The 26,141-nt window shown below is 62.3% G+C and carries 23 protein-coding genes; 16 read left to right on the top strand and 7 right to left on the bottom strand.

Annotated features, from left to right (window positions below):
* Positions 1 to 3: 3 nt before the first annotated feature.
* From ACYVGC_RS06990 to pxpB, 3 genes are read right to left on the bottom strand one after another with little or no spacing between them, the layout of a single operon-like run.
* Complete coding sequence (locus tag ACYVGC_RS06990; protein ID WP_460583094.1) at positions 4 to 804, bottom strand: LamB/YcsF family protein; 801 nt, start codon at positions 802 to 804, stop codon at positions 4 to 6.
* Positions 801 to 1,808, bottom strand: coding sequence for a 5-oxoprolinase subunit C family protein (locus ACYVGC_RS06985; RefSeq protein WP_460583093.1), 1,008 nt, complete (start codon positions 1,806 to 1,808; stop codon positions 801 to 803). Before ACYVGC_RS06985 ends, ACYVGC_RS06990 begins: the two co-directional genes overlap by 4 nt.
* Entirely contained in the window at positions 1,805 to 2,521 is a 717-nt protein-coding gene (gene pxpB, locus ACYVGC_RS06980) for a 5-oxoprolinase subunit B family protein (RefSeq protein WP_460583092.1), read from the bottom strand. The genes ACYVGC_RS06985 and pxpB overlap by 4 nt, the downstream gene beginning before the upstream one ends.
* A 58-nt stretch (positions 2,522 to 2,579) precedes the next feature.
* Here pxpB and ACYVGC_RS06975 point away from each other — a divergent pair, with 58 nt between their 5' ends.
* From ACYVGC_RS06975 to ACYVGC_RS06945, 7 genes are all read left to right on the top strand, one after another.
* A complete protein-coding gene (locus tag ACYVGC_RS06975) occupies positions 2,580 to 5,192 on the top strand; it encodes a M1 family aminopeptidase (RefSeq protein ID WP_460583091.1) in 2,613 nt (870 codons plus the stop codon).
* A gap of 188 nt (positions 5,193 to 5,380) precedes the next feature.
* Positions 5,381 to 6,616, top strand: coding sequence for a M16 family metallopeptidase (locus ACYVGC_RS06970; protein WP_460583090.1), 1,236 nt, complete (start codon positions 5,381 to 5,383; stop codon positions 6,614 to 6,616).
* A 2-nt stretch (positions 6,617 to 6,618) separates the two neighbouring features.
* On the top strand, positions 6,619 to 7,524 hold the full coding sequence (locus tag ACYVGC_RS06965; RefSeq protein ID WP_460583089.1) for a YDG/SRA domain-containing protein: 906 nt from the start codon (positions 6,619 to 6,621) through the stop codon (positions 7,522 to 7,524).
* Between the two features lie 9 nt (positions 7,525 to 7,533).
* The gene (locus ACYVGC_RS06960; RefSeq protein WP_460583088.1) at positions 7,534 to 8,019 is read left to right on the top strand and encodes a YDG/SRA domain-containing protein; all 486 of its coding nucleotides are present in this window, start codon (positions 7,534 to 7,536) and stop codon (positions 8,017 to 8,019) included.
* A 36-nt stretch (positions 8,020 to 8,055) separates the two neighbouring features.
* Positions 8,056 to 8,700: an O-methyltransferase gene (locus tag ACYVGC_RS06955; protein ID WP_460583087.1), complete on the top strand. Its 645-nt coding sequence runs from the start codon at positions 8,056 to 8,058 to the stop codon at positions 8,698 to 8,700.
* Between the two features lie 21 nt (positions 8,701 to 8,721).
* Positions 8,722 to 11,661 carry an outer membrane beta-barrel protein gene (locus ACYVGC_RS06950; protein WP_460583086.1) on the top strand — a complete coding sequence of 980 codons (2,940 nt, stop codon included), beginning with the start codon at positions 8,722 to 8,724 and terminating at the stop codon, positions 11,659 to 11,661.
* An 83-nt stretch (positions 11,662 to 11,744) separates the two neighbouring features.
* Positions 11,745 to 13,604 (top strand): LysM peptidoglycan-binding domain-containing protein, encoded by a 1,860-nt coding sequence (locus ACYVGC_RS06945; RefSeq protein WP_460583085.1) that lies wholly within the window; start codon positions 11,745 to 11,747, stop codon positions 13,602 to 13,604.
* Positions 13,605 to 13,712: 108 nt separating this feature from the next.
* Here the strand turns inward: ACYVGC_RS06945 and ACYVGC_RS06940 are convergent, their stop codons facing one another.
* Complete coding sequence (locus ACYVGC_RS06940; RefSeq protein WP_460583084.1) at positions 13,713 to 15,191, bottom strand: TlpA family protein disulfide reductase; 1,479 nt, start codon at positions 15,189 to 15,191, stop codon at positions 13,713 to 13,715.
* A gap of 151 nt (positions 15,192 to 15,342) precedes the next feature.
* Between ACYVGC_RS06940 and panB the strand changes: the two genes are divergently transcribed.
* The 3 genes from panB to ACYVGC_RS06925 all read left to right on the top strand — a co-directional run bounded on the left by panB (position 15,343) and on the right by ACYVGC_RS06925 (position 18,084).
* Entirely contained in the window at positions 15,343 to 16,158 is an 816-nt protein-coding gene (panB, locus tag ACYVGC_RS06935; RefSeq protein WP_460583083.1) for a 3-methyl-2-oxobutanoate hydroxymethyltransferase, read from the top strand.
* A gap of 215 nt (positions 16,159 to 16,373) precedes the next feature.
* Complete coding sequence (locus ACYVGC_RS06930; RefSeq protein ID WP_460583082.1) at positions 16,374 to 17,087, top strand: RluA family pseudouridine synthase; 714 nt, start codon at positions 16,374 to 16,376, stop codon at positions 17,085 to 17,087.
* Positions 17,088 to 17,310: 223 nt separating this feature from the next.
* Positions 17,311 to 18,084 (top strand): acyl-CoA desaturase, encoded by a 774-nt coding sequence (locus ACYVGC_RS06925; protein WP_460583081.1) that lies wholly within the window; start codon positions 17,311 to 17,313, stop codon positions 18,082 to 18,084.
* Positions 18,085 to 18,172: 88 nt separating this feature from the next.
* Here the strand turns inward: ACYVGC_RS06925 and ACYVGC_RS06920 are convergent, their stop codons facing one another.
* Genes ACYVGC_RS06920 through ACYVGC_RS06910 form a run of 3 tightly spaced genes read right to left on the bottom strand, consistent with a single transcriptional unit; the run spans position 18,173 to position 21,423 of the window.
* Positions 18,173 to 19,933, bottom strand: a complete 1,761-nt coding sequence (locus ACYVGC_RS06920; protein ID WP_460583080.1) for a T9SS type A sorting domain-containing protein — start codon at positions 19,931 to 19,933, stop codon at positions 18,173 to 18,175.
* A 20-nt stretch (positions 19,934 to 19,953) separates the two neighbouring features.
* Positions 19,954 to 20,532, bottom strand: coding sequence for a hypothetical protein (locus ACYVGC_RS06915; RefSeq protein ID WP_460583079.1), 579 nt, complete (start codon positions 20,530 to 20,532; stop codon positions 19,954 to 19,956).
* Between the two features lie 9 nt (positions 20,533 to 20,541).
* Complete coding sequence (locus ACYVGC_RS06910; protein ID WP_460583078.1) at positions 20,542 to 21,423, bottom strand: M43 family zinc metalloprotease; 882 nt, start codon at positions 21,421 to 21,423, stop codon at positions 20,542 to 20,544.
* Between the two features lie 183 nt (positions 21,424 to 21,606).
* On the opposite strand from ACYVGC_RS06910, the gene ACYVGC_RS06905 reads away from it, so the two are divergent.
* From ACYVGC_RS06905 to ACYVGC_RS06880, 6 genes are all read left to right on the top strand, one after another.
* On the top strand, positions 21,607 to 22,158 hold the full coding sequence (locus ACYVGC_RS06905; RefSeq protein WP_460583077.1) for a 30S ribosomal protein S16: 552 nt from the start codon (positions 21,607 to 21,609) through the stop codon (positions 22,156 to 22,158).
* A gap of 121 nt (positions 22,159 to 22,279) precedes the next feature.
* The gene (gene rimM / locus ACYVGC_RS06900; RefSeq protein ID WP_460583076.1) at positions 22,280 to 22,846 is read left to right on the top strand and encodes a ribosome maturation factor RimM; all 567 of its coding nucleotides are present in this window, start codon (positions 22,280 to 22,282) and stop codon (positions 22,844 to 22,846) included.
* 86 nt (positions 22,847 to 22,932) lie between these two features.
* Positions 22,933 to 23,607, top strand: coding sequence for a tRNA (guanine(37)-N(1))-methyltransferase (gene trmD / locus ACYVGC_RS06895; protein ID WP_460583075.1), 675 nt, complete (start codon positions 22,933 to 22,935; stop codon positions 23,605 to 23,607).
* A gap of 133 nt (positions 23,608 to 23,740) precedes the next feature.
* Positions 23,741 to 24,121, top strand: coding sequence for a 50S ribosomal protein L19 (rplS, locus tag ACYVGC_RS06890; RefSeq protein WP_460583074.1), 381 nt, complete (start codon positions 23,741 to 23,743; stop codon positions 24,119 to 24,121).
* Positions 24,122 to 24,314: 193 nt separating this feature from the next.
* Positions 24,315 to 25,127, top strand: coding sequence for a rhamnogalacturonan acetylesterase (locus ACYVGC_RS06885; RefSeq protein WP_460583073.1), 813 nt, complete (start codon positions 24,315 to 24,317; stop codon positions 25,125 to 25,127).
* The gene (locus ACYVGC_RS06880) at positions 25,124 to 26,077 is read left to right on the top strand and encodes a pectinesterase (RefSeq protein ID WP_460583072.1); all 954 of its coding nucleotides are present in this window, start codon (positions 25,124 to 25,126) and stop codon (positions 26,075 to 26,077) included. Before ACYVGC_RS06885 ends, ACYVGC_RS06880 begins: the two co-directional genes overlap by 4 nt.
* Positions 26,078 to 26,141: the final 64 nt, after the last annotated feature.

Here is a 26,141-nt window from a genome sequence, read left to right as displayed (position 1 = left end):
GTTTCATCGGCCGCTGGGCGAAGGCGTGGCCGGCGATGGGCCGGGAACCTGCACCACCACGCCGGCCCCGGCCAGGGCCGTGCGCAGCTGCCGGGCAAACTCCAAGGCGTGCGCGCCGTCGCCGTGCAGGCACACCGTATCGGCCCGGATGGCCACCTCGGGGCCCTGCTGGGTGCGCACCCAGCCGCCCTGCACCATGCGCAGCACCTGAGCAATGGCTACGTCAGCGCTCGTGATGAGGGCGTCGGGCTGGCGGCGCGGCGTGAGCGTGCCGTTGCTTTGGTAGGTGCGGTCGGCAAAGACTTCGTGGGCCGTTTTAAGGCCGATTTTCTCGCCCGCTTTGGTCAGCTCGGAGCCCGCCAGGCCGTAGAGCATCAGCTCGGGCTGCACTTTATACACGGCCTCGGCGATGGCTGCGGCCAGGGCGGCGTTGGTGGCGGCCATATTGTAGAGCGCGCCGTGGGGCTTGAGATGGTGCAGCTGGCCGCCCTCGGCGCGCACCACGGCGGTAAGCGCCCCGAGCTGGTACACCGTCATATCAAACGCTTCTTCGGCCGAGATGTCCAGGTTGCGCCGGCCGAAGCCCACCAAATCGGGCAGGCCGGGGTGCGCCCCAATAGCTACGCCGGCCGCCAGCGCCCGGCGCACGGTTTGGCGCATCACGCCGGGGTCGCCGGCGTGGAAGCCGCAGGCCACGTTGGCCGACGTGATGAGCGGCATCAGCTCGGCGTCCTGGCCCAGGGTCCAAGCACCGAAGCTTTCGCCCATGTCGCAATTCAAATCAATAGTAGTAGAAGAAGTCATGAAGGCAGCGTTTTCAAGTGGACAGCCTGCGCCAGCGCGCGCAAATACTGCTCTTGCGCAAGATACAGCGCCTGCGCCGCGGCCAACTCCACTTGCTGAAAGCGCAGCCGCGTGCCCGGCAGCGCCTGCGCCAGCCGGCCCAGGTCGGCGGTGATAACCTGGGCCAACCGGGGGTAGCCGCCGGTGGTCTGCCGGTCGGCCAGTAGCACAATGGGCTGGCCCCCAGCCGGCACCTGCACCGTACCAAACGTGACGGCACTCGACAGCAGTTCCCTGTTTGTGAGGCGCACCAGCATCGGCCCGCTAAGCCGGCAGCCCATGCGGTCGGCCTCGGTGGTGACGGTGAAATCCTCCTTCCAGAAAGCCCACTGACTAGCCGGCGCAAATTGCTCATACTCAGGCCCTGGCAGCGCCCGCAGTACCAGCGGCTCACCGGGGCGGCCTACCCGCGCAGTTGCCACGCGCCACTTAGCAGCAGCCCAAGCAGTTGATTTATTGAACTTTACAGAATCAGCTAGCTGCCGCGTGGCAGCTGGCCACTCCCCCACCGGCAGCACGTCACCCGCCTGCAAAGCCCGGCCGGCCACTCCGCCCGGCGCAGCACGCAGGTAGGTGGCGCGGCTGCCCAGCACCAGCGGCACGGCCACGCCGCCCGCCACGGCCAGCCAAGCCCGGCCGCTTGTTTGGGCCGCGCCGAAGGCCAGCACCGTGCCCGCCCGCACCGCCACCGGCCGCCCCAGCGGCACGGGCTGGCCCCCGATAGTGGCCGCCAGGTCGGCCCCGGTGAGGGCCAGCAGCGCGTCGGCTTCAAAGCGCAGCACGGGGCCGCGCAGGGTGCATTCGAGGCCGGCGGCGGTTTCGGGGTTGCCCACCAGCAGGTTGGCGGTACGCAGGGCCGCGGCATCGAGCGCGCCGCTCACTACGAGGCCGGTTTTTTGGTAGCCGGGGCGGCCCAGGTCCTGCACGGTGGTGAGCAGGCCAGGCTTTTGCACACTGATGCTCATGGGCTTACTCGCTGAAATTCGGCCGCTGAAATGGGCACAAAGCGTAGCCGGTCGCCCGCCTGCAACAGGCTGGGCTGGGCGCGGCTGGCATCGAACAGCCGCAATGGCGTGCGCCCGATAAGCTGCCAGCCGCCCGGCGTGGGCAGCGAGTACACGCCCGTTTGCACGCCCGCAATGCCCACTGCGCCAGCCGGCACCAGCGGCCGGGGTTGGGCGCGCCGCGGGGTAGCCAGCCGCGCATCAAGCCCGCCGAGGTACGGAAAGCCGGGCGCAAAGCCCACCATGTGCACCAGGTACTCGGGGGTCGCATGCAACGTAATCACTTCTTCCACTGAAAGTTGCGCGTGGCGGGCTACTAAGTCAAGGTCGGGCCCGAACTCGCCGCCGTAGCACACCGGAATTTCTACCAGCGGGCCGGGCGCGTAGTTGGCCGCCGCGGCCTGGGCGGCTGGCAGCAGGCTTTGCAAGTAACTGGCTACCTGGTCGTAGGGCAGCGTTTCGCCGCGGCGCAGGGCCCACGGGTCGTAGTAAACGGTGAGGGTAGTGAAGGCCGGCACGTACTCGCGCAGTCCGGCCAAGGGCTGCTGGTCAAGCAGCTGGGCGAAGGCCCGGATGAGCCGGTGCGTGGCCGGGTCAATCGCCTGGCCCAGCTCCAGCACCACGGCCGCATCGCCCAGCGGATAGAGGCGCGGGACCGGGAAACTATCAGCCATGTGCGTAACTGGTTATTTTTGGGAAATTTGCCACTTGCCTGTTCCGCTTGCGATGCCTTTGAATTACCGTAAATATGGGGCGCTCGGCGGCCTGCTGCTGGCCGCCGCCTGCCAGCGCGCCTCCTACCCCGCTGCTGCTACTGCCCCAGTAGCTACCCTCACCGCGCCGCCCGTAGTGCCCGGCGTGAGCCGCGAGCTGGCCGAGTTTCGCAAGCAAACCATCAGCCGCGTGGCCTACGCCCTAAGCCTGCGTATACCAGATAGTAAGGCCGACCCGGTGCGCGCCGAGGAAACCATCCGCTTCCGGCTGCGCGCTAACCGCGCCCCGGTGCAGCTCGATTTTAAGGGCCAGGCTAGCCAGCTGCGCAGCCTCACTATCAATGGCCAGCCGGCCGCGCTCGACTACCAGCAGGAACATCTAGTGCTGCCCGGCAGCGCGTTGCGCATTGGTGATAACGAGGTGAAAATCAGTCTCGATGCCGGAAATTTATCGCTCAACCGCAACGCCGACTACCTCTACACGCTGCTCGTGCCCGACCGGGCGCGCACGGTGGTGCCGGTGTTCGACCAGCCCAATTTGAAGGCGACTCTCGCGCTGGCCCTCACCGTGCCGCGGCAGTGGCAGGCGGTAGCCAACGGCTTACTTCGCGATTCGGCGCAAACCGCCGATGGCGTGAAGCGGGGGGTAAAAACGTATCTTTTTGCGCCCTCCGATTCTATTAGTACCTACCTGTTTTCGTTCGCGGCAGGCAAATTCACGAAAGTGACGCAGCAGGTGCAGGGCCGCCCCATGAACTTCCTGCACCGCGAAACCGACTCGGCTAAAATCCGGCTTAGCGTGCCGGTTATTTTTCGGCTGCACGGCGAGGCCCTGGGCTTTCTGGAAAAGTACACGGGCATCCCCTACCCGTTTCAGAAGTTCGATTTCACGGCCATCCCTGACTTTCAGTACGGCGGCATGGAGCACGTGGGCAATGTTGATTATAAGGCCGCCAGCCTGTTTCTGGATGAGGGCGCGACCAAGGACCAGTTGCTGGCCCGCCAAAACCTTATCGGCCACGAAACGGCCCACATGTGGTTTGGCGACCTCGTGACCATGCAGTGGTTCAACGACGTGTGGATGAAGGAGGTCTTCGCCAATTTCATGGCCGATAAGATAAACCCCGAGGCCGCCGCCGGCTCGGCGCAGCTGCTCAAGTTCGTCACCGACCACTACCCCGCTGCCTACGCCGTGGACCGCACCGCCGGGGCCAACCCCATCCGGCAGCCGCTCGAGAACTTGCAGAACGCGGGCTCGCTCTACGGCAACATCATCTACCACAAAGCGCCCATCATGATGCGGCAGCTGGAGCTGCTGATGGGCGAAAAGCCGTTTCAGGAAGGCATCCGGGAGTACCTCGCCAAGTACGCCCACGGCAACGCCACCTGGCCCGACCTCATCGCCATCCTGGACGCCCATACCCCCGCCGACCTCGCCGCCTGGAACCAGGTGTGGGTCAACCAACCCGGCCGCCCGATATTCGACTACGAGGTGCAAACACCCGCCGGCCAACCCACGCAACTCGTTATCCATCAGCACGCGGAGGATAACTCCGACCGCCTCTGGCCCCAGCAGTTTGAGGTGCTGGCCATGTACCCCAGCGGTCCCGTCATGCTGCCCGTGAATATGAGCCAGCGCGAAGTGCGCGTGGCGCTGCCCGCCGGCCAGGGCGCGCCCAGCTACGTGCTGCTCAATTCGCAGGGCCTTGGCTACGGCGTGTTTCCGGTGGCCCCGCGGGTGGCCGACCAACTGGCTACCCTCGCTGACCCAGTGGCCCGCGCCAGCACCTACATCGCGCTCTATGAAAACATGCTGAGCGGCCGGGGCCTCGCGCCGCGCCCACTCCTCGACCGGTACCTCGCCCAAACCGCCCACGAAAACAACGACCTTAATATCAAGCTACTAACTAGCCAAATGAGCGCCATTTTCTGGCAATTCCTCAAACCCGCCGAGCGCGATGCGCTGGCCCCCGACCTGGAAAAAGCCCTCTGGCAAGCCATGCAAGCGCAGGAAAAACCCGGCGAGCAAAAGCTGTATTTCAAAGCCTACCAAAGCATTGCCTTGACGCTGGCGGCTCAGAAGCGCCTCTACAGTATTTGGCGCGGGCAGAAAGCGCCCGGCCTGGTCAAGCTGACCGAGGACGACTACACCGCCCTGGCCCTGGCGCTGGCCGTGCGCGACTATCCCACTTCCCAACCCATTCTGCCCCGGCAGCTGGCGCGCATCACTAACATGGACCGCCGGCAGCGTCTCCAATTTATGATGCCGGCTTTATCGCCCGAAGTAGCAACTCGCGACTCGTTTTTTGCCTCGCTCAAAGACGGGAAAAACCGCGAGAAGGAAGCCTGGGTGCAGGCCGCGCTCGGCTACCTGCACCACCCGCTACGCCAGGCTACCTCCGAAAAGTATTTGCCCGAAAGCCTGAACCTGCTGGAAGAAATTCAGCAGACGGGCGACATCTTTTTCCCGGCCGGCTGGCTGCAAGGCACGCTGGGCAGCTACCAATCGCCCACGGCGGCGCGCACGGTGCGCGACTTTTTGGCGGCGCACCCTGGTTATAATCCGCCGCTGCGGGCCAAGCTGCTGCAAGCCGCCGACGACCTGTTTCGGGCCGAGAAACTGGCGCAGTAACCCTTACTTCTATCCTCAGCCAGTTGTCATTGCGAGCGCAGCGCGGCAATCGCATCCAAACGAAACCCGGACGACTCGTTCGGGGGCGATTGCCGCGCTGCGCTCGCAATGACAACTGGCGTAAGACTCCACTGAGAAAAGCCGCCGCGCAGGTGCGAACTTTGTTGCTTTCGCCGGTTATAGCATCCATGTCTGATTACCACCAATTCGAATATCCCAACGGCATCCGGCTTCTGCACAAAGAAGTGCCGCACACCAAGATTGCGCACTGCGGCTTTTTGCTCGATATCGGCTCGCGCGACGAGCAGGCCCACCAGCAGGGCCTGGCCCACTTTTGGGAGCACATGGCCTTTAAGGGCACGCACAAACGCAAGTCGTTTCACATTCTCAACCGCCTCGAAACCGTGGGCGGCGAGTTGAACGCCTACACTACCAAGGAGAAAATCTGCTTCTACGCCACGCTGCTCAGCACCCACTTCGAGCGGGCCTTTGAGCTGCTTACTGACCTGACCTTCAACTCGTTATTTCCCGAAAAGGAAGTCGAAAAGGAGCGCGGCGTGATTCTGGAAGAGATGAGCATGTACCAAGATGCGCCCGAAGATGCTATCATCGACGACTTCGACGCCGTGATATACGGCGAGCACCCGCTGGGCATCAACATCCTGGGCACCCGCGAGAGCGTGAGCGGCTTCCAAACGGCTGATTTTCACACTTTTTACGATGAGAACGTTCGCACCGACCGGCTGATTTTCAGCTCGGTGAGCAACCTGCCGTTCAAGGAAGTGAAGCGGCTGGCCGACCGGTTTCTGGCACCCATCCCGGCCCGGCTGGGGCCGCGCGAGCGCCTACCGTTTAGCGGCTACGTGCGCCGCGACCGCACCGAATCGCGGCCCATCTCGCAGGCGCACTGCCTGGTGGGTGGCCCCGCCTACCCGCTCACCGACGAGCGCCGGGTGCCGTTTTTTATGCTCAATAACATCCTGGGTGGCCCCGGCATGAACTCGCGCCTCAACCTGGCCGTGCGCGAGAAATACGGCCTCGTGTACACTATCGACAGCTCGTACTCGCCCTACACCGACACCGGTTTGTTCGGCATTTACTTCGGCACCGAGGCCAAGCAGCTCAACCGCACGCTGGGCCTGGTGCAAAAGGAGTTGAAATTGCTACGCGACAAAGAACTGACCACCAGCCAGCTGCACGTAGCCAAAAACCAGCTCATGGGTCAGCTCGCCATGAGCGAGGAAAGCAACTCGGGTCTGATGCAGCTACTCGGCAAAAGCACCCTCGACCTGGGCCGCGTGGAGCCGCTGAGCGAGATTTTTAGCAAAATCGAGCGCGTAACGGCCAGCGAATTGCGCGAGCTGGCCAACGAAGTACTGGCCGAGGACAACCTCAGCATTTTGCAGTACGTGCCCGAGAAATAGCAATGGCGGCAACCCCGGTTTTTGGCCACGTGGGCTCGGCCCAGCCGGGCGATTTATTCGCCTCGCGGGCCGAACTGGCGCAGCGTGGGCAGCACCGGCCGCTGCAAGCCGGCATCTGCGCCACCCAGGAGCAGGGAGCCGAAAGCATCGTGTTGTCCGATAAGTACGAGGACGATGAGGTGCACGACGACTTTATCCTCTACACCGGCCACGGCGGGCGCAGTGAGGAAAGCGGCCAGCAGGTAGCCGACCAAACGTTGACTAAAGCCAATAAAGGCCTCGTGCGCAGCCAGGTGACGGGCTTGCCAGTGCGCGTCTTCCGCAAAGTCACGGCCCCAGCCGGCGGTCAGGCGTTTCGCTACGAAGGCTTGTTTCGGGTGGTGAGCCGCGACTGCCGGCCGGGCCGCTCGGGCTTTTTAGTGTTCCTGTTTCGGCTGGAGCCCGTGCTGACCACGGTGGCGGCAACGGCCCCACCCCGGCCGTATGCGCAGCCCGAGCTATTCGACCGCCCCACCGACGCGGCCGAGCCCGCGCCGCGCTACGAAGCCACCGTGTCGCGGCTGGTGCGCGATACGAGCATCACGCGCCAGGTGAAGGCGCTGCACGGCTACCGCTGCCAGGTGTGCGGCGAGCGGCTGGCTACCCCGGCCGGCTTTTACGCCGAGGCGGCGCACATTCGGCCGCTGGGCGCGCCGCACCACGGGCCCGATGTTACTGGCAACGTGCTGTGCCTCTGCCCCAACCACCACGTGCTTTTCGACTTGGGCAGCTTCGGCGTGGCCGCCGACTACGCACTGCTTGGCTTGCCGGGCCAGCTACGCATCCTGGGCCCGCACCTGCCCGACCTTGAGCAGCTGGCTTATCACCGGCAGCACATTTACCGGCCGCTCGTCGAGGGCCAGTCCTGAGTTTTCCGAATGCCCTTACCCACTTTCGGCCACGTCGGCTCGGCCCGGCCGGGCGATTTATTTGCCTCGCGCCTCGACTTATCCTTGCGCGGCCAGCACCGGCCGCCGCGCGCGGGCGTGTGCGCCACCGTGGCCCACGGGGCCGAAAGCATCATTCTGGCCGACCAGTACGAGGACGATGAAGTGCACGAAGACTACTTCTGGTACGCGGGCCACGGCGGGCGCGACGGCCAAACCGGCCGCCAGGTAACAGACCAGGATTTCAACCACCGCAACCGGGCGCTGGCTCGCAGCCAGGAAACGGGCCGGCCCGTGCGCGTGTATCGGCGCGTTGACAGCGCGCCCGCGGCGTGGCAGTTTCGCTACGAAGGCCTGTGGCGCGTGGTGGCGCAGCAGTACGTAACCGGCAAATCGGGCTACCGCGTGTACCGCTTCCGCTTGGAGATTTTTAAAGAGAATGAGGAGGTTGGAATGAAGAATTATTCGGTCGAATAATTCTTCATTCCAACCTCCTCATTCCAAATTAACAGCATGATTGACAACACGATACAAGCATACGCCGACCAGCACTCAGGTTCCGAGCCGCCTTTGCTGCACCAGCTCTGGCGCGAAACCCACTTGCAGCTACTGATGCCGCGCATGGCCACCGGCCACTGGCAGGGCCGGCTGCTGAGCATGCTTTCGCACCTCATAAAGCCGCATAAGGTGCTGGAAATCGGCACCTTCACAGGCTACGCTACGCTGTGCTTAGCCGAGGGGCTGGCGGAAGGTGGGCACCTGCATACCATCGAAATCAACCCCGAGCGCGAAAGCCGCATTCGGCGCTACGTGGCGGCGGCAGGCCTCACGGCGCAGGTGAGCCTGCACATTGGCGATGCGCACGATGTTTTGGCCGGCTTGGTCGGCGAAGTGTGGGATTTGGTCTTTATTGACGCCGACAAGCTCCATAATGGTCGGTATTTTGAGCTTGTAATCAAGCAGGTGCGGCCGGGTGGCTTGCTTATTGTGGACAATGTGCTGTGGGGCGGCAAGGCGCTGGCCACTTACCCGCTCAAAGCCAACGACCACGACACCCGCGCGGTGCGGGCCTTTAACGAGCAGCTGCGCCACGACCCGCGCGTGGTGCCGCTGCTGCTGCCGGTGCGCGATGGCCTGCTGCTGCTGCGCAAACTATAAGTATCTATCAATCTGTTGTTTATGCGTTCACTACTCCTCATTGGCCTGGGCTGGCTCCTCACTTTTAACGCGCTGGCCCAGAGCGCAGTGCGCGGCAAGGTGCTCGATGGCAAAGACCAGAGCCCCCTTATCGGGGCCAATGCGGTGCTCATTCACCTGCCCGATTCGGTGCGCACCGGCACGGCCGTGGGGCCCGATGGGGGCTTCGAGATTTCGGGCGTGGCCCCCGGCCGCTACGTGTTCGTGGCCTCCTACATCGGCTACCAGGACCAGCGCCAGCCCGTGACCGTGCCCGCCGGCGGCACGCCCGTAACGCTTGGCACCGTGGCGCTCCAAACGGGCGGCATCGCCCTCAAAACGGTGGTAGTCACCGGCGAGCAAGTGCAGGTGGTGCAGCGCGGTGATACCACCAGCCTCAACGCGAAAGCCTTCAAAACCAACCCCGACGCCACGGCCGGCGACCTCATCACCAAGATGCCGGGCATCTCGGTCGATGCTTCAGGTAAGACCCAGGCGCAGGGCGAAGCCGTGCAGCAAGTGCTCGTGGATGGCAAGCCGTTTTTCGGCACCGACCCCGACGCGGTGCTCAAAAACCTGCCCGCCGATGCTATCGACCGGGTGGAAATATTTGACCAGCAGAGCGAGCAAAGCCGTTTTTCGGGCTTTAATGATGGCAACACACAGAAGACGCTGAACATCATCACCAAGCCAGCCTTTCGCAACGGGCAATTTGGCCGGGCGGTGGTGGGCGCGGGCCCCGACCGCTACCGGGCCAGCCTGAACCTCAACGACTTCCACGGCGACCGCCGCACTACGGTGCTGGCCCAAAGCAACAGCGTGAACGAGCAAAACTTCGGCACCGACGACCTGCTGGGCGTTATCGGCAACTCGGCCCCCGGTGGCGGCGGCGGGGGCGGGCGCGGCGGCCGGGGTGGTGGCGGGGGCGGCGGCTCGGGTGCCAACGCCGGCGACTTTTTGGTGAGCCAGAACGGCGGCATCAGCAAGACCACGGCGGCGGGCCTCAACTATTCCAACATCTGGAATAAGAAGACCGAGCTAACGGGCAGCTACTTTTTCAACCATTCTAATAACACGCTTAATAGCAGCACCTTACGCCAGTACGTATTGCCAGGCCAGACGAATACGACTTACAACGAAAACTCGCTTTCGGGCAGCACCAACACCAACCACCGCGCCAATTTCCGGCTCGACCAGAAAATCGACTCTATGACGTCGGTGCTGTTTCGGCCCCGCATTTCGTGGCAGCAAAACAATGCCAGCCAGACGCTAACCGGCCTCACGGCCCGCGAGGGCGTGCAGCAGAGCCAGATTAATACGCTGTATAACTCTAACAACGAGGCCGTTAACCCAGGTGGTGACCTGCTGCTGCGCCGCAAGGTGGGGCGCAAGGTGGGCCGCACGCTCTCGCTGAGCCTCAATGGCTCTTACAATTACCGCAACGGCACGTCGGTGCTGAACACCACCAACGTGGGCGGCACCAACACCAACCTCAACCAGCAATCGGTGCTGACCCAGAAGAGCGGCACCATTGCCGGCAACCTGGCCTACACCGAGCCCGTGGGTGAGCACGCCCAGCTGCAAGCCAACTACGCGCTGAGCTACGCGCCCAACAACTCCAACAAGCTCACCAACAACTTCAACGCCGGCGACCAGGGCTACACGCGGCTCGATTCGGCGCTGAGCAACGTGTTCAATAACTACTACCTCACGCAGGGCGGCGGGCTGAGCTACCGCTACAACACGCGCACCATTCAGGCCTCGGTGGGGGCCAGCGCGCAAGTGGCGCGGTTGCAGGGCGACCAGACGTTTCCGCGCCCCGGCCCAGTCGATTACACCTTCTGGAACGTGCTGCCCCAGGTGAACCTGACGTGGCGGCCCGACCGCTCGCACAACGTGCGGCTGTTTTACCGCACCAGCACCAACGCGCCCAGCCTCAATCAGTTGCAGGCCGTGGTGAACAACGCCAACCCGTTGCAGCTGATAATCGGCAACCCGAATTTGAAGCAGGAATACGCCCACAGCCTGGTGGCCCGCTACACGGCCGCCCGCGCCGACAAAAACAGCAACTTCTTCGCCCTGCTCTCGGGCAGCTACACCCAAAACCCCATCTCCAACCGCACGCTAGTGGCTGTGCGCGACACCACGGTGCGGCCCATTCTTAGCGACCAGAGCATCACGGTGCGGCTGCCGGCCGGGGCCCAGCTCACGCAATCGACCAACTTGCAGGAGCAGTACACCGTGCGGGCCCTGGCCAATTACGGCCAGCCGCTCAAGGCCATCAAGTCGAATTTCAACGTGAGCCTGGGCGGTAGCTTCAGCCAAAACCCGGGCATTGTGAACAATGCGCTCAACTACGCCCGCACCCCGGCCATTACGGGCGGCCTGGTGCTGAGCAGCAACGTGAGCCCCAACCTGGACTTCACGCTCTCCTCCAACTCCACCCAGAGCTACGTGCGCAACACGCTTAGCAAGCAGCTCAACAACAGCTACTTCAGCCAGCTCACCCGCCTGAAATTCAGCTGGATAGTGGGGCCGGGTATCTCGTTTCAAACCGACGTGGCCCACCAGCTCTACCGCGGCCTCAGCGCCGCCTACAACCAGAACTACGTGCTCTGGAACGCCTCCATTGGCAAGAAGATTTTCCCTGGCCAGCGCGGCGAAATCAAGCTCTACGCCTTTGACATTCTCAAGCAGAACCGGGCCATTCAGCGCAACGTAAACGTGGCGTATTACGAAGACGTGCAAACCACCGTGCTGCAACAGTACCTAATGCTGATGTTTACCTACAACATCCGCTCGGCCAACATGACGGCCGTGCCCACCGCCCCCGAGGGGCCAGGCGGGCGGCGCGGGCGCGGTGGGTTCGATGGCCCGCCCGGCGGCGGTGGGCAGGGTGGCCCGCCCCCCGGCGGAGGCTTTGGCGGCCCTCCCGGCGGGTAGCGCCGGGGCAGCAACCCATCGTTTGCCTTTTCTGCTTAACTTGCCAACAGTAGCGGAGGCGAACTACTGACTGACACGCTGTTATGAAAAAACTTTTTCCCGCTATCCTGTTGGGGCTGGCCAGCCGCCCGGCGCTGGCCATGCCCCCGCCCACCGTACCAGCCACCCTCAATGTGGCCGGCCTGTACCTGACCCTCGACGCCGATGCCCGCCAGCTGGTGCAAGCCAAGGTGAACAGCCTATGCCGCCACACCGCCTCCCTGGAAGCCCGGGTGGCGCTGGCCGAGGCCGCGTTTCCACTCATCGACCAGGTACTGGCCGAAGAAGGCGTACCGGCCGATTTCCGGTACCTGGTGCTCCAGGAAAGCGCCTTGCAGGGCAGCGCCGAAAGCAACCACGGGGCCGTGGGCTACTGGCAGCTCAAGCGCGAAACGGCTCTCAGCCTGGGCCTTACGGTAAACAGCAGCATTGATGAGCGCCGCCACCTCACGGCCAGCACTCGCGCCGCCGCCCGCTACCTCACTCGTAACAACGCCACGCTGCACAACTGGGCCAACGCCCTGCTCAGCTACCAAACCGGCCTTGGTGGCGTGCGGCCCTACGTGCAGCCCCGCGACGCCGACGCCACCCAAATGGCTTTTACCGGCCGCACCAACCAGTACCTACTCGACTTCGTGGCTCAGAAGCTGGTTTTTGAGCCCGCCTGCGCCCAGGGCACCGTGCCCTTTGTGCCATGGCGCGAGGTACCCGCCGCTCCCGGCCAAAGCCTGGCCCAGCAAGCCGCCTCCTACGCCGCCGACCCGGCCGCCGTGGCCCAGCTCAACCTCTGGCTGCTAGCCAGGAATGTGCCCCAGGATGGCCGTTCGTACACCATTCTGGTACCGCTAGCGGGCGCGCCGCCCCTGGCGACCACGCCAGCCCTGGCTATTCCGGCCGTTGCGCTGCCCGCGCCCGAGTACCTGCGCATCAACGGCATACGCGCCCTGCTGGCCCGCCCCGGCGAAACCCCCGCCGCGCTGGCCGAGCGCGGCGGCGCAAGCCTGGGTTTCTTCTTAAAAGTAAACGAACTAGCTGACGACGAAACGCTTACTCCCAACGAGCCCTATTTTTTTCAGCGCAAGAAAGAAGCGGCCGACGAAGACTACCACGTAGTAGCCCGCGGCCAAACGCTGGCCGCCGTGGCCCAGCACTACGGCGTGCTGCGCCGCGCCTTGCGCCTCTACAATCACCTGCCCGATGATGAGGCTGTGCAGCCCGGCCTGGTGCTGTGGCTCAGCCACGTGCGCCCCCGCAACGTGGCCGCCGAATACCAAGCCCTGCCCGGTAGCCGCCCAGTAGCCGTGCGCCCCCCACTCGTGCTGGCCCCGAATCCCCCCGCCCCAGTTGCCCCCGCCCCGCCCGCCCCCGACGACAGCGAGGAGTTAGCCTCCATCAACGACCTGCCAACGGAGGTGCCGGGCCCGCCGGTGCAGTCGTTGCCCACCCCACGCCCCGCAGTGGCAGCGGAGGCCGTGCCAGCCCCGGCGCGGCCGGTAGTGCTAGTCCCACTACCCGTGCCCACCCGCCCAGCACGGCCCGTGGCAGTGGCGCCCACGCTTCCTACCCCCGACTTCAGCCATCCGTACCTGGTGGCCCCCGGCGAAACGCTCTATGCTCTGGCCCGCCGCGTGGGCGTGCGCCCCACCGAGCTAGCGGCCTGGAACAATATCTCGCCCATTGCCCCGCTGCGGGCGGGTCAGGCGCTGCACCTTCGCCCGCCCGCCGCCGCGCCCGACTTGATGGCCAGTGCCAACGCCAACGGCGTGTATACAGTGGCCACCGGCGACACTTTTTACAGCATCTCGCGGCGTTACAACTGCACCGTGGCGGCGCTCCTGGCTCACAACGAGCGGCCCGCGCCCGTGCTGCGCGTGGGCGAAACCCTGCGCGTGCCCCGGCAATAGCCAGCGGACTGGTGCCGTGTCATCGAGAACATAGCAAATAAAAAAAGCCCCGGCTGCTGACTAGTCGGCAGCCGGGGCTTTTTTTATTTCAGTATCTAAAGCGCTATTTTACAGGTTGTTAAGCGCCACGGCGCGGTAGGCAGCGGCGCGGCCCACGGCGGCCTTCAGGTCGTCTTGCAGGGCCCGACTGCTGAGGGTGCGCGGGTGCAGGTCGAGCAGGGTACCGTCTTCGGCGATGAGCACGGCGGTGGGCAGGCGCTCAATGCTATAGGCTTGGCGCAATGCTTCTTGCCGGCCGGCCGGCACGCTTACCTGCACGCCGGTGAGGGCGGGGCTGGCGCAGGCCACCGTTTGCTGCCAGTGGGTGAGCGACTCATCCATGGCCACCATGAGTATCACAATAGGCTGGCCCGCCAAGGCAGTCGTCACTTCTTTTAAATACGGAACTTCCCGCTGGCCCGCCGGAAACCGGCTGTCCCAGAACATGAGGTAAACCAACTTGCCCCGGTAATCAGCCAGCGACAGCTTGCGGCCATCCACGGTGCGCATCGTAACGGGGGGAGCCACGCTGCCAATGGCAAACGACTGGTGGTCAGCCAAATCAGTGCGCAACTGCGCCACCCAGCCCGCCGGGGCCCGGCCCGAGGCTTCGTAGCTGGTCAGCATGGCCTGGGCGTGGGCCACATGGCCCTGCCGAATGGTTTCGAGCACAATGCGCCCCAGCACCACGGGGCGCGCCTGGGCGCTCAACAGCTTGTCGGCCAGCTGGTAGCAGGTCGGAAAGTAGTCGGGGCTGCTGGGCTGGTGACCCGTGGTGCGCGCCTGGTAATGCACGTAATCAAGCAAGAAGTCTTGGTAGTGCGGGCTGGGCACGGCCAGCTCATTGCCGGGCAGCAAGCCGGGCTGCTGCAAAAAATCGTAGTAGTTGGCCGACAGCTCCAGGCGGGGCTGGCTGGCCACGGTCTGCTCGCGCAGGTCGGCGTAGGTGAGGCGGTCCTCGGCGTAGGTATAGGCGATGTCTGCCGCGGCGTAGGCCCGGAAGGCCGGCGTGAAGTTGCCGCGGCGGTCGGCCTGTTTCAGCAGCGCCTGCTCGTGGTCGCGCCGGTAGTCGAGAAATGCCAGGAAGCCTTTCTCCGCCAAGGAGATATTATCGGGTACTACCTGAAAGGCGTCGTTGCTGCCAAATTTCTGATTGAACTCCTGTAGATAGTTGTTGGCTGCGGCGGCTGGCCGGTGCGCGGCCCCATCGCCCGAGTCAAACTTAACGGTGGTGGTCAGCTCCGGCGCATCGCCGTGCAGCGCGAGCACATCGCCCGGCTCCAGAAACACCGTTAGCTCCTCGTCGCCGTAGCTAAGCTGGGCCAGCGTGGGCTGCGTGAGGGGCACCTGCATGGTAAAGTCGCCGTTGGGCTCGATGTGCACGGCCCGTTGCTGCTCGTGGGTAGCTAAGGGCTGGCTCCACCAACGAAGCAGTAATTTTTCGGTTCCCGTGTTGGTGAGGTGGCCCCGCAGCTCGGCCGTAGTTTGGGCAGCTACTGGGGTCGCCAGCAGCGTTAAGCTCGTCAACCAGAGAGTTAAGTGCTTCATCAATAGCAATAGGAGAAGATGTAGAGTAAGAGCCGGGCGCATTAGCTGTTATTATCATCTACGCCAAGCAGGGGTTTGGCGTTCCCAATTTCGGCATTTTTCCGAAATTGTCGCCAGCTTTGCAGCCCCAAATACCTTTAGCCGCCCACCCATGTCGCAGTACAAAGAAATTAAATTAGTAACCACCCACCAGATGCTGGCCATGAAGCAGCGGGGCGAAAAAATCTCCATGCTCACGGCCTACGACTTCTCGATGGCCCAGATTTTGGACGGGGCCGGGGTGGATGTGCTGCTCGTGGGCGACTCGGCTTCCAACGTGATGGCGGGCCACGAAACGACCCTGCCCATCACCCTCGACCAGATGATATACCACGCCCAGAGCGTGGTACGGGCCGTAAAGCGCGCTTTTGTGGTAGTCGACATGCCGTTTGGCTCCTACCAGGGCAACTCGTCGGTGGCCTTGCAGTCGGCCGTGCGCATTATGAAAGAAAGCGGCGGCCACGGCCTCAAGCTGGAAGGTGGCGCCGAAATTAAGGACAGCATCACGCGCATTCTCACGGCCGGCATTCCGGTGATGGGCCACCTCGGCCTCACGCCCCAAAGCATCTATAAATTTGGCACATATAATGTACGGGCCAAGGAAGAAGCAGAAGCCCAGAAACTTATCGAAGATGCTCACCTGCTCCAGGAAATCGGCTGCTTCGGGCTGGTGCTCGAAAAAATACCCGCCGCCCTGGCCAAGCGCGTGGCCGAAGAGCTGACCATCCCGGTTATCGGCATCGGGGCCGGCCCCGACGTGGACGGCCAGGTGCTGGTAGTACACGACGTGCTGGGCATCACCAAGGAGTTTAAGCCGCGCTTTTTGCGCCGCTACGCCGAGTTGCACGATATCATGACCGAAGCCGTGCAGCATTACGTGGCCGATGTAAAAAGCCGCGAGTTTCCGAGCAAGGAGGAAGGGTATTAGTGAAATGCAGCATACGTTTGAGGTGGTGCAGGCAGGGAGCAGCCATTGCACCACCTCAAACGTATGCTGCGTTCTGGCCGTACCTTCGCTGGCAGCAAGCCACTCGGTTGGGTTATTGACTACACAAGCCCGCGCTGGCGCGGGTGGGCTGCTGCTTATTTTTCGGTGACCAGAACTATCTTTTTCCGCAGCCCGCGCTGCGGCCCTACTACCGCGTGAACCGTCCAAACCTGTGGGCCGAAGGCCAGGAGATTATTTTCGAAGACAATCACCTGCTGGTGATTAACAAGCCCGCTGGCATCTTGGTGCAGGGCGACGAAACCGGCGACGAGCCCCTTTCTAAAAAGGCCGAGGAGTACCTGAAATTCAAGTACAAGAAGCCCGGCGCAGCCTTTGTAGGCGTGGCCCACCGCATCGACCGGCCGGTGTCGGGCATTGTGGTCATGGCCAAAACCAGCAAGGCCCTGAGCCGGCTCAACGAGATGTTCCGCGATGGCCTGATGACCAAAACCTATTGGGCGCTCACCGGTAAGCCGCCCGTGCCCGAGCACGGCAAGCTGGTGCACTGGCTGGTGAAAGACCCCATGCGCAACGTTACTAAGGCCTACACCGACAAGCATGGCCAGGGCCAGCGCTCCGAGCTGAGCTACGAGCTGCTGGGCCCCGCCGCCAACCGCTACCTGCTGCAAGTGAACCCCGTAACCGGCCGGCCGCACCAGATTCGGGTGCAGCTTGCCACGGGCCTGCACACGCCCATCGTGGGCGACGTAAAGTACGGCTTCCTCAACCCCCTGCCCGACGTGAGCATTGCGCTGCACGCCCGCCAGCTCGAATTGCAGCACCCAGTAACGAAAGCAGCCATGAAGTTTGTGGCCCCCCTGCCCGACGCCCCGCACTGGGATGCGGCCCGAGCCTTTTATACTACGTGAGGAAGTGAATGCGCAAGGAGGCGAAGGATGAAGTAGGCAGAAAAATCACTCCTTCACTCACTCACCAATTCACTCCTTGACCAAGGGTGTAACATTATGGCATTGTGGAGGAGTGGGGCAATTTCGGCTAAACAACGGCCGTAATTTTGTCTTAACGGTGAACTAAGCCCCACACGAATAGCTTGTGCGGGCGGCGCTAACCTCACACTTATTTCATTATCGAATGGCCATCCTGGTTTTTTTCGTTGCCCACTACTACTTATCGCTGTTCACGCAGACGTTTTATCTGCACCGCTACGCGGCGCATAAGATGTTCACCATGAACAAGTTCTGGGAGCGGTTCTTTTACCTGTTCACATACATCTGCCAGGGCAGCTCGTTTCTGTCGCCGCGGGCCTACGCGCTGCTGCACCGCATGCACCATGCCTACTCCGACACGGAGTTGGACCCGCACTCGCCGCACTTCTCGAATAACGCGTTTGACATGATGTGGAAGACCAAGAACATCTACAACGACGTGCTTCACCAAAAGAATGAGCGGGCGGAGAGCTTTGATGGTGACATTCCGGAGTGGAAGGCGCTGGAAGCCTTTGGTAGCACGGTCGTTTCGCGCCTGGGTTGGGGCACGGCCTACGTGCTGTTCTACATCGGCTTCGCTACTGCTTGGTGGCAGTATCTGCTGCTGCCCATCCACTTCCTGATGGGCCCGATTCACGGTGCTATCGTGAACTGGGGTGGCCACAAGTACGGCTACCAGAACTTCGACAACAATGACAAGAGCAAAAACACGTTGGCGCTGGATTTCCTGGCCTTCGGCGAGCTATTCCAAAACAACCACCACAAGCTGCCGATGCGCGTAAACTTCGGCGTGAAGTGGTGGGAATTTGACCCTACCTACCTGGCTATCTGGACGTTGGACAAGGCCCGCATCATCAAAATCAAGCGCAAGAACGTGCAGCCCAAGCAGCGCACCAAAAAGCTGGCCCAGGCCGCTTAGCGTACCGCCTGCCCTCACGCAAAAAGGCCCCGTTGTTCTCGAAAGCAACGGGGCCTTTTTGCGTCAATACCTGAAACCCAGCCCAGCCCTAGGGCAGCACGGTCAGGTGCTGGTAGCTGGCGGCCGTTCCCTGCTGCACCCGCACCAGGTAGGTACCGGCTGCCAGCCCGCGCAGGTCGAGCGTGCCGGCGCGGGGCAGCGCCTGGGTGGCCACCACGCGCCCCAGCGCATCAAGCACTTGTACCTGGGCGGGCGCGGCCAACGCCAGGTCGATGGTAGCGGTGGCGTGGGCGGGGTTGGGGTAAATGGCCAGGCCGGGCACCGGCTGCGCCGGGTGCGCAGCCAGCACCTGCGAACCCGTGCGCGCCACCAACATGCCCCACGGGTTGGCGGCGGTAGCTGGCTTGCTGCCGAAGCGATACGTACCCGTGCCGTAGAGCCAGGCCGCTACCGCCGCCTGCCCTTGCCCATCCACGGCCAGCCGGGGCTCACGCACGATGGGCGGCCCGCTGGCCTGCCAACCTTGCAGCGCCTGGCCCATCGAGTCGAGCCGCAACACGTTGAGCCGCTGGTCGTTGTCATTATCGGGGCCGGGCAGCTGCACACTGCCCCAGCTCACCGGCCCCGGGACCGTACCGGTACCAATGAAGAGGTCGTCGTGGGGGCCAAGCGCCAGGTTTCGGGGGCTGCTGGTGCCAATGGCTATGCGCCGGACGGCACCGGTGGGGGCCAGCCGCGCCACAAAGCTGTTGCCGTTGGCCGGGTTGGCAATGGCCTGCGTACCCAGCGTGAGCGGACCATTCAGGCTGCCTAAGGCGTAAACGGCCCCGGATGAGCTCACCTTCACGTCTTCAAACGCATTGTAAGTAGTGGCCGTCGCCGCGTTGCCGACCAGCACCCATTCGGCTACGTTCGCCGCCGATACTTTTAGCAGAAAGCCCGCCGGCCGCGTGGCGGTAGCGGGTGAGCTAACCGGTGGTAGGCTGCCAAACTTAAGCACTGCCCCACTCACTGACCCAGACAGGTACACCTCGCCGGTTGGCGCTAAAGCCAGCCCGGTGTAGCTACGGTCAATATCATCTCCCTGCGTCTGCTGCCCGCCCCAGGCGCTCGCCACCACCCCGGCGGCCGTGGTGCGCACCAGAAAGGGCTGGCGGGTCGAGGAGTTTGCCGGGGCAGTGTAGGTTTGCCCGGCCACGGTAATGGTCCCGCTGTATGTGCCCTGCACCACGCTGTTGCCCACCGCATCGACGGCCAGCTGCCAGGTAAAGTAGCTTTCCGTCAGGCCCTGCGGTGCAGCCACCAGGTCCACGGCCCACTGCGGCACGCCGGCCGCACTAAGCTTGACCAAGAAGGCCCGCGACCCCGGTTGGGTGAGCAGCGCCACGCCCGCCCCAAAGCTGAGGCTACCCGCCCGGTAGCCCAGGGCGTAGATGTTGCCGGCCGCGTCGGTAGCCAGGTCAACTAGTTGCGCGCCCGGGCTTTCGAGGTTGAGCGTCCAGGCCAGTTGCCCCCCGGGCCGGTACTGGGCCACAAAGCCATTGGGGGAGGTATCGCCCGTTCGGGGGTCAGGTGCCCGGTTGGTTTGCAGCACGGTGGGCTCGTTGGCAAAGTAGAGGTCGGGGTTGAACTCGCCGCCGATGGTTACGTTGCCGGCCGCGTCGGCGGCCAGCCCCCGCACAAAGGCGGTGCGGTTAGTGCCGGCACTCGGCCCCAGCTGGGTGGCCCAGCTCCAGTCGTAGGGTGGGCGGGCCTGGGCCTGGGCCGCCGGGTGGGCCGCCAGCAGCCCGAGCCCGCCGCCCAGCACCGCCAGGGCCCGGCGGCGCAAAAAACAGAATTGATTTTTCATATCAGGTAGCAGGTAGGGGTTTAAGGACGGGCAATGGCAGTTGGGCGCGGGGGCACCGGCGCACCCGGTTTAGTGGCGCTTTCGGGTAAGCGTGGCGGCTCGCAGTCATCGCAGGCGGGGGGGCCACTCGCCCCCGCGTCAGCTACCGTGAAGCTTTGCCGGTACACGTGGAACTGACCACTCGGCTTCACTGCTTTCATTTCCAGCTGGTAGCTGCCCCCGCTGCTCAGGGTGAACACCCGGGCTATATTCCAGCGCTGGCCCAGGCCACCGTGCTTGGTATAGGTGCCCTGCCTGACCAAGCCAAACCCCGGCACTTGCTGGTAAAGATTCACCTGCCAGCCAGTGGCGGCGTAGGTACCCCGGCTATCCATCCACACCTGGGTGGGGTCGGGGAAGGTGCTGGCCGCCAGGGTAAAAAAGGCGCGGGGCGGCACCTCATCGCAGGCCGACCGGGTTAGGTAGCGACGGTAATCGCTGGCCGGGTTGGCCGGGTCGTCGAGCTGCCCGTGCATCACATCAAGCTGGCACGGCGATACGGCGTAGTTATTGGCACTGACGTAGTCCATCAGGTTATTGCCCGACTGCCCTTGCTGCATGTTTACATCCTAGCAACCATTGCCCCCTTCAAACGTGTGAATTAGCCCCAGCAGATGTCCCAACTCGTGGCACATCGTATTGGCAGTGAGTTGCTGGGCATTCTGCGGAATGATGTAGCCAGGGGCTTGGGTAGTGTTTGCGTTACCCTCATTCTCCTGTCGCCACTTCCAGAACTCATTGGTATTAAAAACTTTAAGCCAACTGGTAGTTGGGGTATTGGCATTATAGCCGATGGAGCAAGCTATCCCACTAATATCGGATACGTGTACCTCCGTATAGTCGCCCGTGACCAGCATGTTGATGACCGTGTCTTTCGCTGCCCCATACGTATCAAACAGGCGGGAATCAGGTACCCCCCCCAGAAAAATACCTGTATACACCTTGTTGCCGTAGGCGTCGGTTTTATCCTTATCAACTTCAAACAGCTCCGCGCTTACCCGGTGAAAATACACCCCATTGAGCGTGACCCGAATTTTTTTAGCTGGGTTTGGAATTCCTGATGGGTTGCCCTGCGGCGGGTTGATGGCAAAGTTGGCATTCATTTCATCTACCAGCCCGCGAGCATAGGTGTACCCATTTCGGGCGGTATCAGGCTGATATGTTGTATTTGGGTCATTGTAACGTTTGTATTTTATCCCGTTATCCACTTCATTCCAATTGCCGGTGCCATCCTGGCGCAGAATAAAATGAATATTGACGTTGATAACCCTACTACAAGCGGGAATAGTCGCGGCCGTGCTGCGGGCAGACGAATTAGCTACCTGGAGAGCAGCTGGTTGGCCGCTCGGCAACAGGCAGTGCATGGTAGTCTGTTGCTGGGCCCAGCTACGGGCCGGGCCCAGTAGCAGGAGCAGGACGAACGGAAGCCAATGGGGTATTTTTTTGCGCATACGCTTGAAGAAGTAAGAAATTAGAAAAAGATGAATTCAAGGTCAAATATCACGATACTAATCCCGTATTATTCTCCGGAAAAAGTTATTTATTCCTGATTCTTCTCCGTACCTTTGCGGCCCCAAACAGGGAAAATATCTTCACTCAGATGCACGAGATGCATCGCATAACCCCCAAGGTTTATGGCAGTTAAAATCCGCCTCGCCCGCCGTGGCCGCAAGAAGGCCGCGACTTACGACATCGTAGTAGCCGACGCCCGCGCTCCCCGCGATGGCCGCTTCATCGAGAAGCTCGGTACCTACAACCCCAACACCAACCCCGCTACCATCACCTACGACAGCGACCGCGCTTTCTACTGGGTAATGACCGGCGCGCAGCCTACCGAAACCGTTCGCGCCATGCTCGCCTACCGTGGCGTGTTGCTGCGTCGTCACCTCCAGCTAGGTGTAGTGAAAGGTGCGCTGACCCAGGAAGTTGCCGACCAGCGCTACCAGTCGTGGCTGGACGAGAAAAACACCAAAATCGAAGCCAAGAAGACTGGCCTCACCGACACCAAGGCCGAAGCCCGCGCCACTGCTATGGCTGCCGAAACCAAAGTGAAGGAAGCCCGCACCGCTGCTTTGGCCAAGAAGCAGGCTGATGCGTTAGCCGCTGCTACGCCCGCCCCGGCTGCTGAAGAAGCTACCGAAGGCACGACGGAGACCGCCGAAACATCGGCCGAAGCCGCCGCGTAAGTTTGCTAGCCCTGGCTCGCTAACCTATTGAACATGAACGTCATGCTGTGCATTGCCCGGCATGACGTTCGTGTTTAGGTGGGCGTACTCTCTTTTCTACTGCCCCTATTCCTCCCCGCGCATGACGCTCGACGAATGCTTTGAGCTTGGCTTTATCGTGAAGCCCCACGGCCTGAAAGGTCAGATGGTAACGCAGTTGGACGTGGACGATGCCTCGACCTACGACCGGCTTAAAACCGTGTATTTGGCCCTGGCCGCCACTCCCACCAAGCTCACCGCCTACCAGGTAGACCGCGTGAACCCGCAGGCGGGCCAGCGCGTGCTGCTCAAGCTACGTGGCATCGAGCGCATCGAGGAGGCCGAACCGCTTCGCGGGTCCAAGCTTTGGCTGCCGCTAAGCGAGTTGCCAGCGTTAGGCGAAGCGCAGTTCTACTTTCACGATGTCATTGGCTTTCAGGTAATTGACGAGAAAGAGGGCGTGTTGGGCGTAGTAGAGAATTTCTACGAGTTTCCGCAGCAGGATGTACTAGCCATGCGCTACCAAGGCCAGGAAGTATTGCTGCCCGTAGTGGATGAATTGGTGAGCCACGCCGACATGGAGAAAAAGCAACTCTTCGTCAACATGCCCGACGGCTTGCTGGACATCTACATGAACCCCAGCGCGCACAAAAACCCAAACGCCGACTAGCTGGTAGCGTGGACTCTGCGAGTCCGCGCGTTGCTTAGTTGCACAACGTTACCCCGCGCGGACTCACAGAGTCCACGCTACCAGCAATGCGTATAGACATTCTCACCTGCCAGCCGGCCTTGCTCGAAAGTCCGTTTGCCCATTCCATTGTGAAGCGGGCGCAGGACAAGGGCTTGGCCGATATCCACGTGCACAACTTGCGCGACTATGCGATTAATAAGCATGGCCAGCTCGATGATTACGTGTTTGGCGGCGGGGCGGGCATGGTGCTGCGCGTGGAGCCCATTGCGGCCTGGATTGATGAGTTGCAGGCCCAGCGGACCTACGATGCCATCATCTACCTCACGCCCGACGGCGAGGTGCTGCGTCAGCCGCTGGCCAACCGGCTTTCGCTGCTTGGCAACCTCATCCTATTGTGCGGTCACTACAAGGGCGTGGACCAACGCATTCGGGACCACTACGTTACGCACGAAATTAGCCTTGGCGATTTCGTGATGAGCGGGGGCGAGCTGGGCGCGGCCGTGCTGGTTGATGCTGTAGTGCGATTGTTGCCTGGCGTGCTAGGCAACGAAGAATCAGCTCTCTCCGACTCCTTCCAGGACGACCTCCTGGCTCCCCCCGTGTACACCCGGCCGGCCGAATGGCGCGGGCTCGCCGTGCCCGACATTCTTCTTTCGGGCAACACGCCCAAGATTGAGGAGTGGCGCCACGAGCAGGCGCTAGCCCACACCCAGGCCAAAAGGCCCGATTTATTGCATTAATGCAACTACTGCCAGTTATTTAACCCATCAGCACTTGCTTTTCTGCGCTTAATTTTCTATCTTTGCGCTCCGTTTCGCAAAATACCAACCAGCGGGCAGCGGCGCTGCCTACTTCGTAATTCTTTTTTTCGCCATGAGCGTACTACTCGACTTTATTAATGCCGAAGGCCAGGAGCGCCGCGCCAGCTTTCCCAAGTTTGCAGCCGGTGACACCATTATCGTTCACGTGAAAATCCGTGAGGGTAACAAGGAGCGCATTCAGCAGTTCCAGGGCGTGGTGCTTCAGCGCCGCAACCCCAGCAGCAACGGTGAGACCTTCACCGTTCGCAAAATCTCGAACCAGATTGGCACCGAGCGGATTTTCCCGCTGTTGTCGCCCAACATCGACAAAATCGAAGTACTGCGCCGCGGTAAAGTACGTCGTGCTCGTCTGTTCTACCTGCGCGGCCTGTCGGGCAAAGCTGCTCGTATCAAGGAGCGTCGTCGCGACATTGTGAAAGAAGTAGCTGCATAAGCTCCGCTTTCATCAGCTAAAAGATTTACCGGCCTCCCCTTCGTGGGGAGGCCGGTTTTTTTGTGCCCTGTTTTTCAGCGTTGGTAACGTTGTCGGCAACGATTGCGCAGATAATAATGCCTGGCGGCCTGACTAGTGGTAGCTTTTCGGGGCATAAAGCCGGAATTTAGCGGCCTTTCCCATCCTTCCTCTCATGCTTATTCGCATTTCGGCCGCTACGCTGGGCCTGTTGGGGCTGCTGGCTTTTGCCCCGCCCGCGCCGCCGCACAAAACCAAGGTTTACCTGATTGGTGATTCGACGATGGCTAATAAAGTCCCCGCTACTTTTCCCGAAACGGGCTGGGGCATGCCGCTAACCACGTTCTTCGACTCGACGGTGGTGGTGGACAATCGGGCGCAGAACGGGCGCAGCACGCGCACGTTTCTAACTGAAAACCGCTGGCAGCCGGTGGTCGATGCGTTGCGGCCGGGCGACTACGTGCTCATCCAGTTTGGGCACAACGACGAGTCGCCGGACAAAGTGGACCGCTACACGCCGCCGGCCGACTTCCGGCGCAATCTGCTGCGCTTCGTGGCCGAGGCACGCAGCAAGCGGGCCATACCTATTTTAATTACGCCGGTGTCGCGGCGGCAGTTCGACAAGGAAGGGCACGTGAAAGAAACACACGTGACCTACTCGGCCTTGACCGCTGCTGCCGCCACCGAAGCCAAGGTGCCATTGGTAGACCTCGACCGGCTGAGCCGCGAGCTGCTGCAAAAGCTGGGCGACGAGAACTCCAAGCTGCTGTTTATGCAGCTGGCCCCCGGCGACCACCCCAACTACCCGCTGGGCCGCAACGACAACACGCACTTTAACGAGCTGGGAGCCCGCAAGATGGCCCAGCTGGTGGTCAATGACCTGAAAGCTCAGCACGTTACCTTGTTCGAGCAGCATTTGGCTAAAGCCTTGCCTAAGAACATGGTAGCTGCGCCCACCGGCGCGGCCGCTCAGCCTACCACACCATGAAGCAGCTTTTTTTACTGCTTAGCCTGGGACTGAGCGCGGGCCTAGTGCAAGCGCAGCAGGCCGGCCCGCTCGTGGTAGCCGCCGATGGCAGCGGGCAGTTTCGGACGGTGCAAGCGGCTATTGATGCCGCGCCCAGCCAGTCGGAGCGGCCGGTTATCATTCAGCTCCAGCCCGGCACCTACCGCGAGAAAGTGATGGTGCCAACCCTCAAAACCCACCTAGTGTTGCGGGGAAACGATGCCGCCACCACCGTTATCACCTACGCCGACCACGTGGGTATGCCCGGCGTCACCACGCCGACCTCGTATTCGATGCTGGTGCAGGCGAATGACTTCACGGCCGAAAACGTGACAATTGAGAATGCCGCCGGCTACACGGCGGGCCAGGCGGTGGCGCTCAACATGGAGGGCGACCGGGCCAGCTTCCGGCACTGCCGGATGGTGGGCAACCAGGACGTGCTGCTGTTGGCCACCGGCGGCAGCCGGCAGTATTACCAGGATTGCTACATCGAGGGCACCACCGATTTTATTTTCGGGGCCAGCATCGGCGTATTTGACCACTGCGTAATTAAGAGCAAGAAAAACTCGTTTGTAACGGCGGCCTCTACGCCGGCCGGCCAGGCATATGGGTTTGTCTTTCTGGATTGTACGCTAACGGCCGATACTGCCTTGGCTAAGAAGGTGTACCTCGGGCGGCCTTGGCGGCCCAATGCCCAAGTGGTGTACCTGCGCTGCAAGTTGGGCGGCCACATTGCGCCAGCCGGCTGGGACAACTGGAAAAACGCCGACACCGAGAAAACCGCCTACTACGCCGAATACCGCTCTACCGGCTCAGGGGCCAACCCAGCGGCGCGGGTACCATGGGTGCACCAGCTCACGGCGCAGGAGGCAAAAAAATACACGCTGAAACAGATTTTTGGCGGCCAGGCAGCGTGGGTATCGGGGCGGTAAGCAGGCATCGCCGGCGGCATTTACGCTACATGAATCGCCGCCCCCCGCAACAATCGGTACCTTT

This window comes from Hymenobacter arcticus (genome assembly GCF_054779975.1).
Note: the sequence above shows the minus strand (reverse complement) of the source record. Positions and strands in the feature narration are given on the sequence as shown.

What these genes read in the sequence shown, in the direction of transcription:
- ACYVGC_RS06965 (WP_460583089.1), top strand. Translation starts at nt 6,619, where the DNA reads ATGGCGGCAACCCCGGTTTTTGGCCACGTGGGCTCGGCCCAGCCGGGC.
- panB (WP_460583083.1), top strand. Translation starts at nt 15,343, where the DNA reads ATGTCGCAGTACAAAGAAATTAAATTAGTAACCACCCACCAGATGCTG.
- ACYVGC_RS06940 (WP_460583084.1), bottom strand. Translation starts at nt 15,191, where the DNA reads ATGAAGCACTTAACTCTCTGGTTGACGAGCTTAACGCTGCTGGCGACC.
- ACYVGC_RS06885 (WP_460583073.1), top strand. Translation starts at nt 24,315, where the DNA reads ATGCTTATTCGCATTTCGGCCGCTACGCTGGGCCTGTTGGGGCTGCTG.
- ACYVGC_RS06990 (WP_460583094.1), bottom strand. Translation starts at nt 804, where the DNA reads ATGACTTCTTCTACTACTATTGATTTGAATTGCGACATGGGCGAAAGC.
- ACYVGC_RS06905 (WP_460583077.1), top strand. Translation starts at nt 21,607, where the DNA reads ATGGCAGTTAAAATCCGCCTCGCCCGCCGTGGCCGCAAGAAGGCCGCG.
- ACYVGC_RS06945 (WP_460583085.1), top strand. Translation starts at nt 11,745, where the DNA reads ATGAAAAAACTTTTTCCCGCTATCCTGTTGGGGCTGGCCAGCCGCCCG.
- rplS (WP_460583074.1), top strand. Translation starts at nt 23,741, where the DNA reads ATGAGCGTACTACTCGACTTTATTAATGCCGAAGGCCAGGAGCGCCGC.
- ACYVGC_RS06925 (WP_460583081.1), top strand. Translation starts at nt 17,311, where the DNA reads ATGGCCATCCTGGTTTTTTTCGTTGCCCACTACTACTTATCGCTGTTC.
- rimM (WP_460583076.1), top strand. Translation starts at nt 22,280, where the DNA reads ATGACGCTCGACGAATGCTTTGAGCTTGGCTTTATCGTGAAGCCCCAC.
- ACYVGC_RS06950 (WP_460583086.1), top strand. Translation starts at nt 8,722, where the DNA reads ATGCGTTCACTACTCCTCATTGGCCTGGGCTGGCTCCTCACTTTTAAC.
- ACYVGC_RS06955 (WP_460583087.1), top strand. Translation starts at nt 8,056, where the DNA reads ATGATTGACAACACGATACAAGCATACGCCGACCAGCACTCAGGTTCC.
- ACYVGC_RS06915 (WP_460583079.1), bottom strand. Translation starts at nt 20,532, where the DNA reads ATGCAGCAAGGGCAGTCGGGCAATAACCTGATGGACTACGTCAGTGCC.
- ACYVGC_RS06960 (WP_460583088.1), top strand. Translation starts at nt 7,534, where the DNA reads ATGCCCTTACCCACTTTCGGCCACGTCGGCTCGGCCCGGCCGGGCGAT.
- pxpB (WP_460583092.1), bottom strand. Translation starts at nt 2,521, where the DNA reads ATGGCTGATAGTTTCCCGGTCCCGCGCCTCTATCCGCTGGGCGATGCG.
- ACYVGC_RS06880 (WP_460583072.1), top strand. Translation starts at nt 25,124, where the DNA reads ATGAAGCAGCTTTTTTTACTGCTTAGCCTGGGACTGAGCGCGGGCCTA.
- trmD (WP_460583075.1), top strand. Translation starts at nt 22,933, where the DNA reads ATGCGTATAGACATTCTCACCTGCCAGCCGGCCTTGCTCGAAAGTCCG.
- ACYVGC_RS06910 (WP_460583078.1), bottom strand. Translation starts at nt 21,423, where the DNA reads ATGCGCAAAAAAATACCCCATTGGCTTCCGTTCGTCCTGCTCCTGCTA.
- ACYVGC_RS06920 (WP_460583080.1), bottom strand. Translation starts at nt 19,933, where the DNA reads ATGAAAAATCAATTCTGTTTTTTGCGCCGCCGGGCCCTGGCGGTGCTG.
- ACYVGC_RS06985 (WP_460583093.1), bottom strand. Translation starts at nt 1,808, where the DNA reads ATGAGCATCAGTGTGCAAAAGCCTGGCCTGCTCACCACCGTGCAGGAC.
- ACYVGC_RS06970 (WP_460583090.1), top strand. Translation starts at nt 5,381, where the DNA reads ATGTCTGATTACCACCAATTCGAATATCCCAACGGCATCCGGCTTCTG.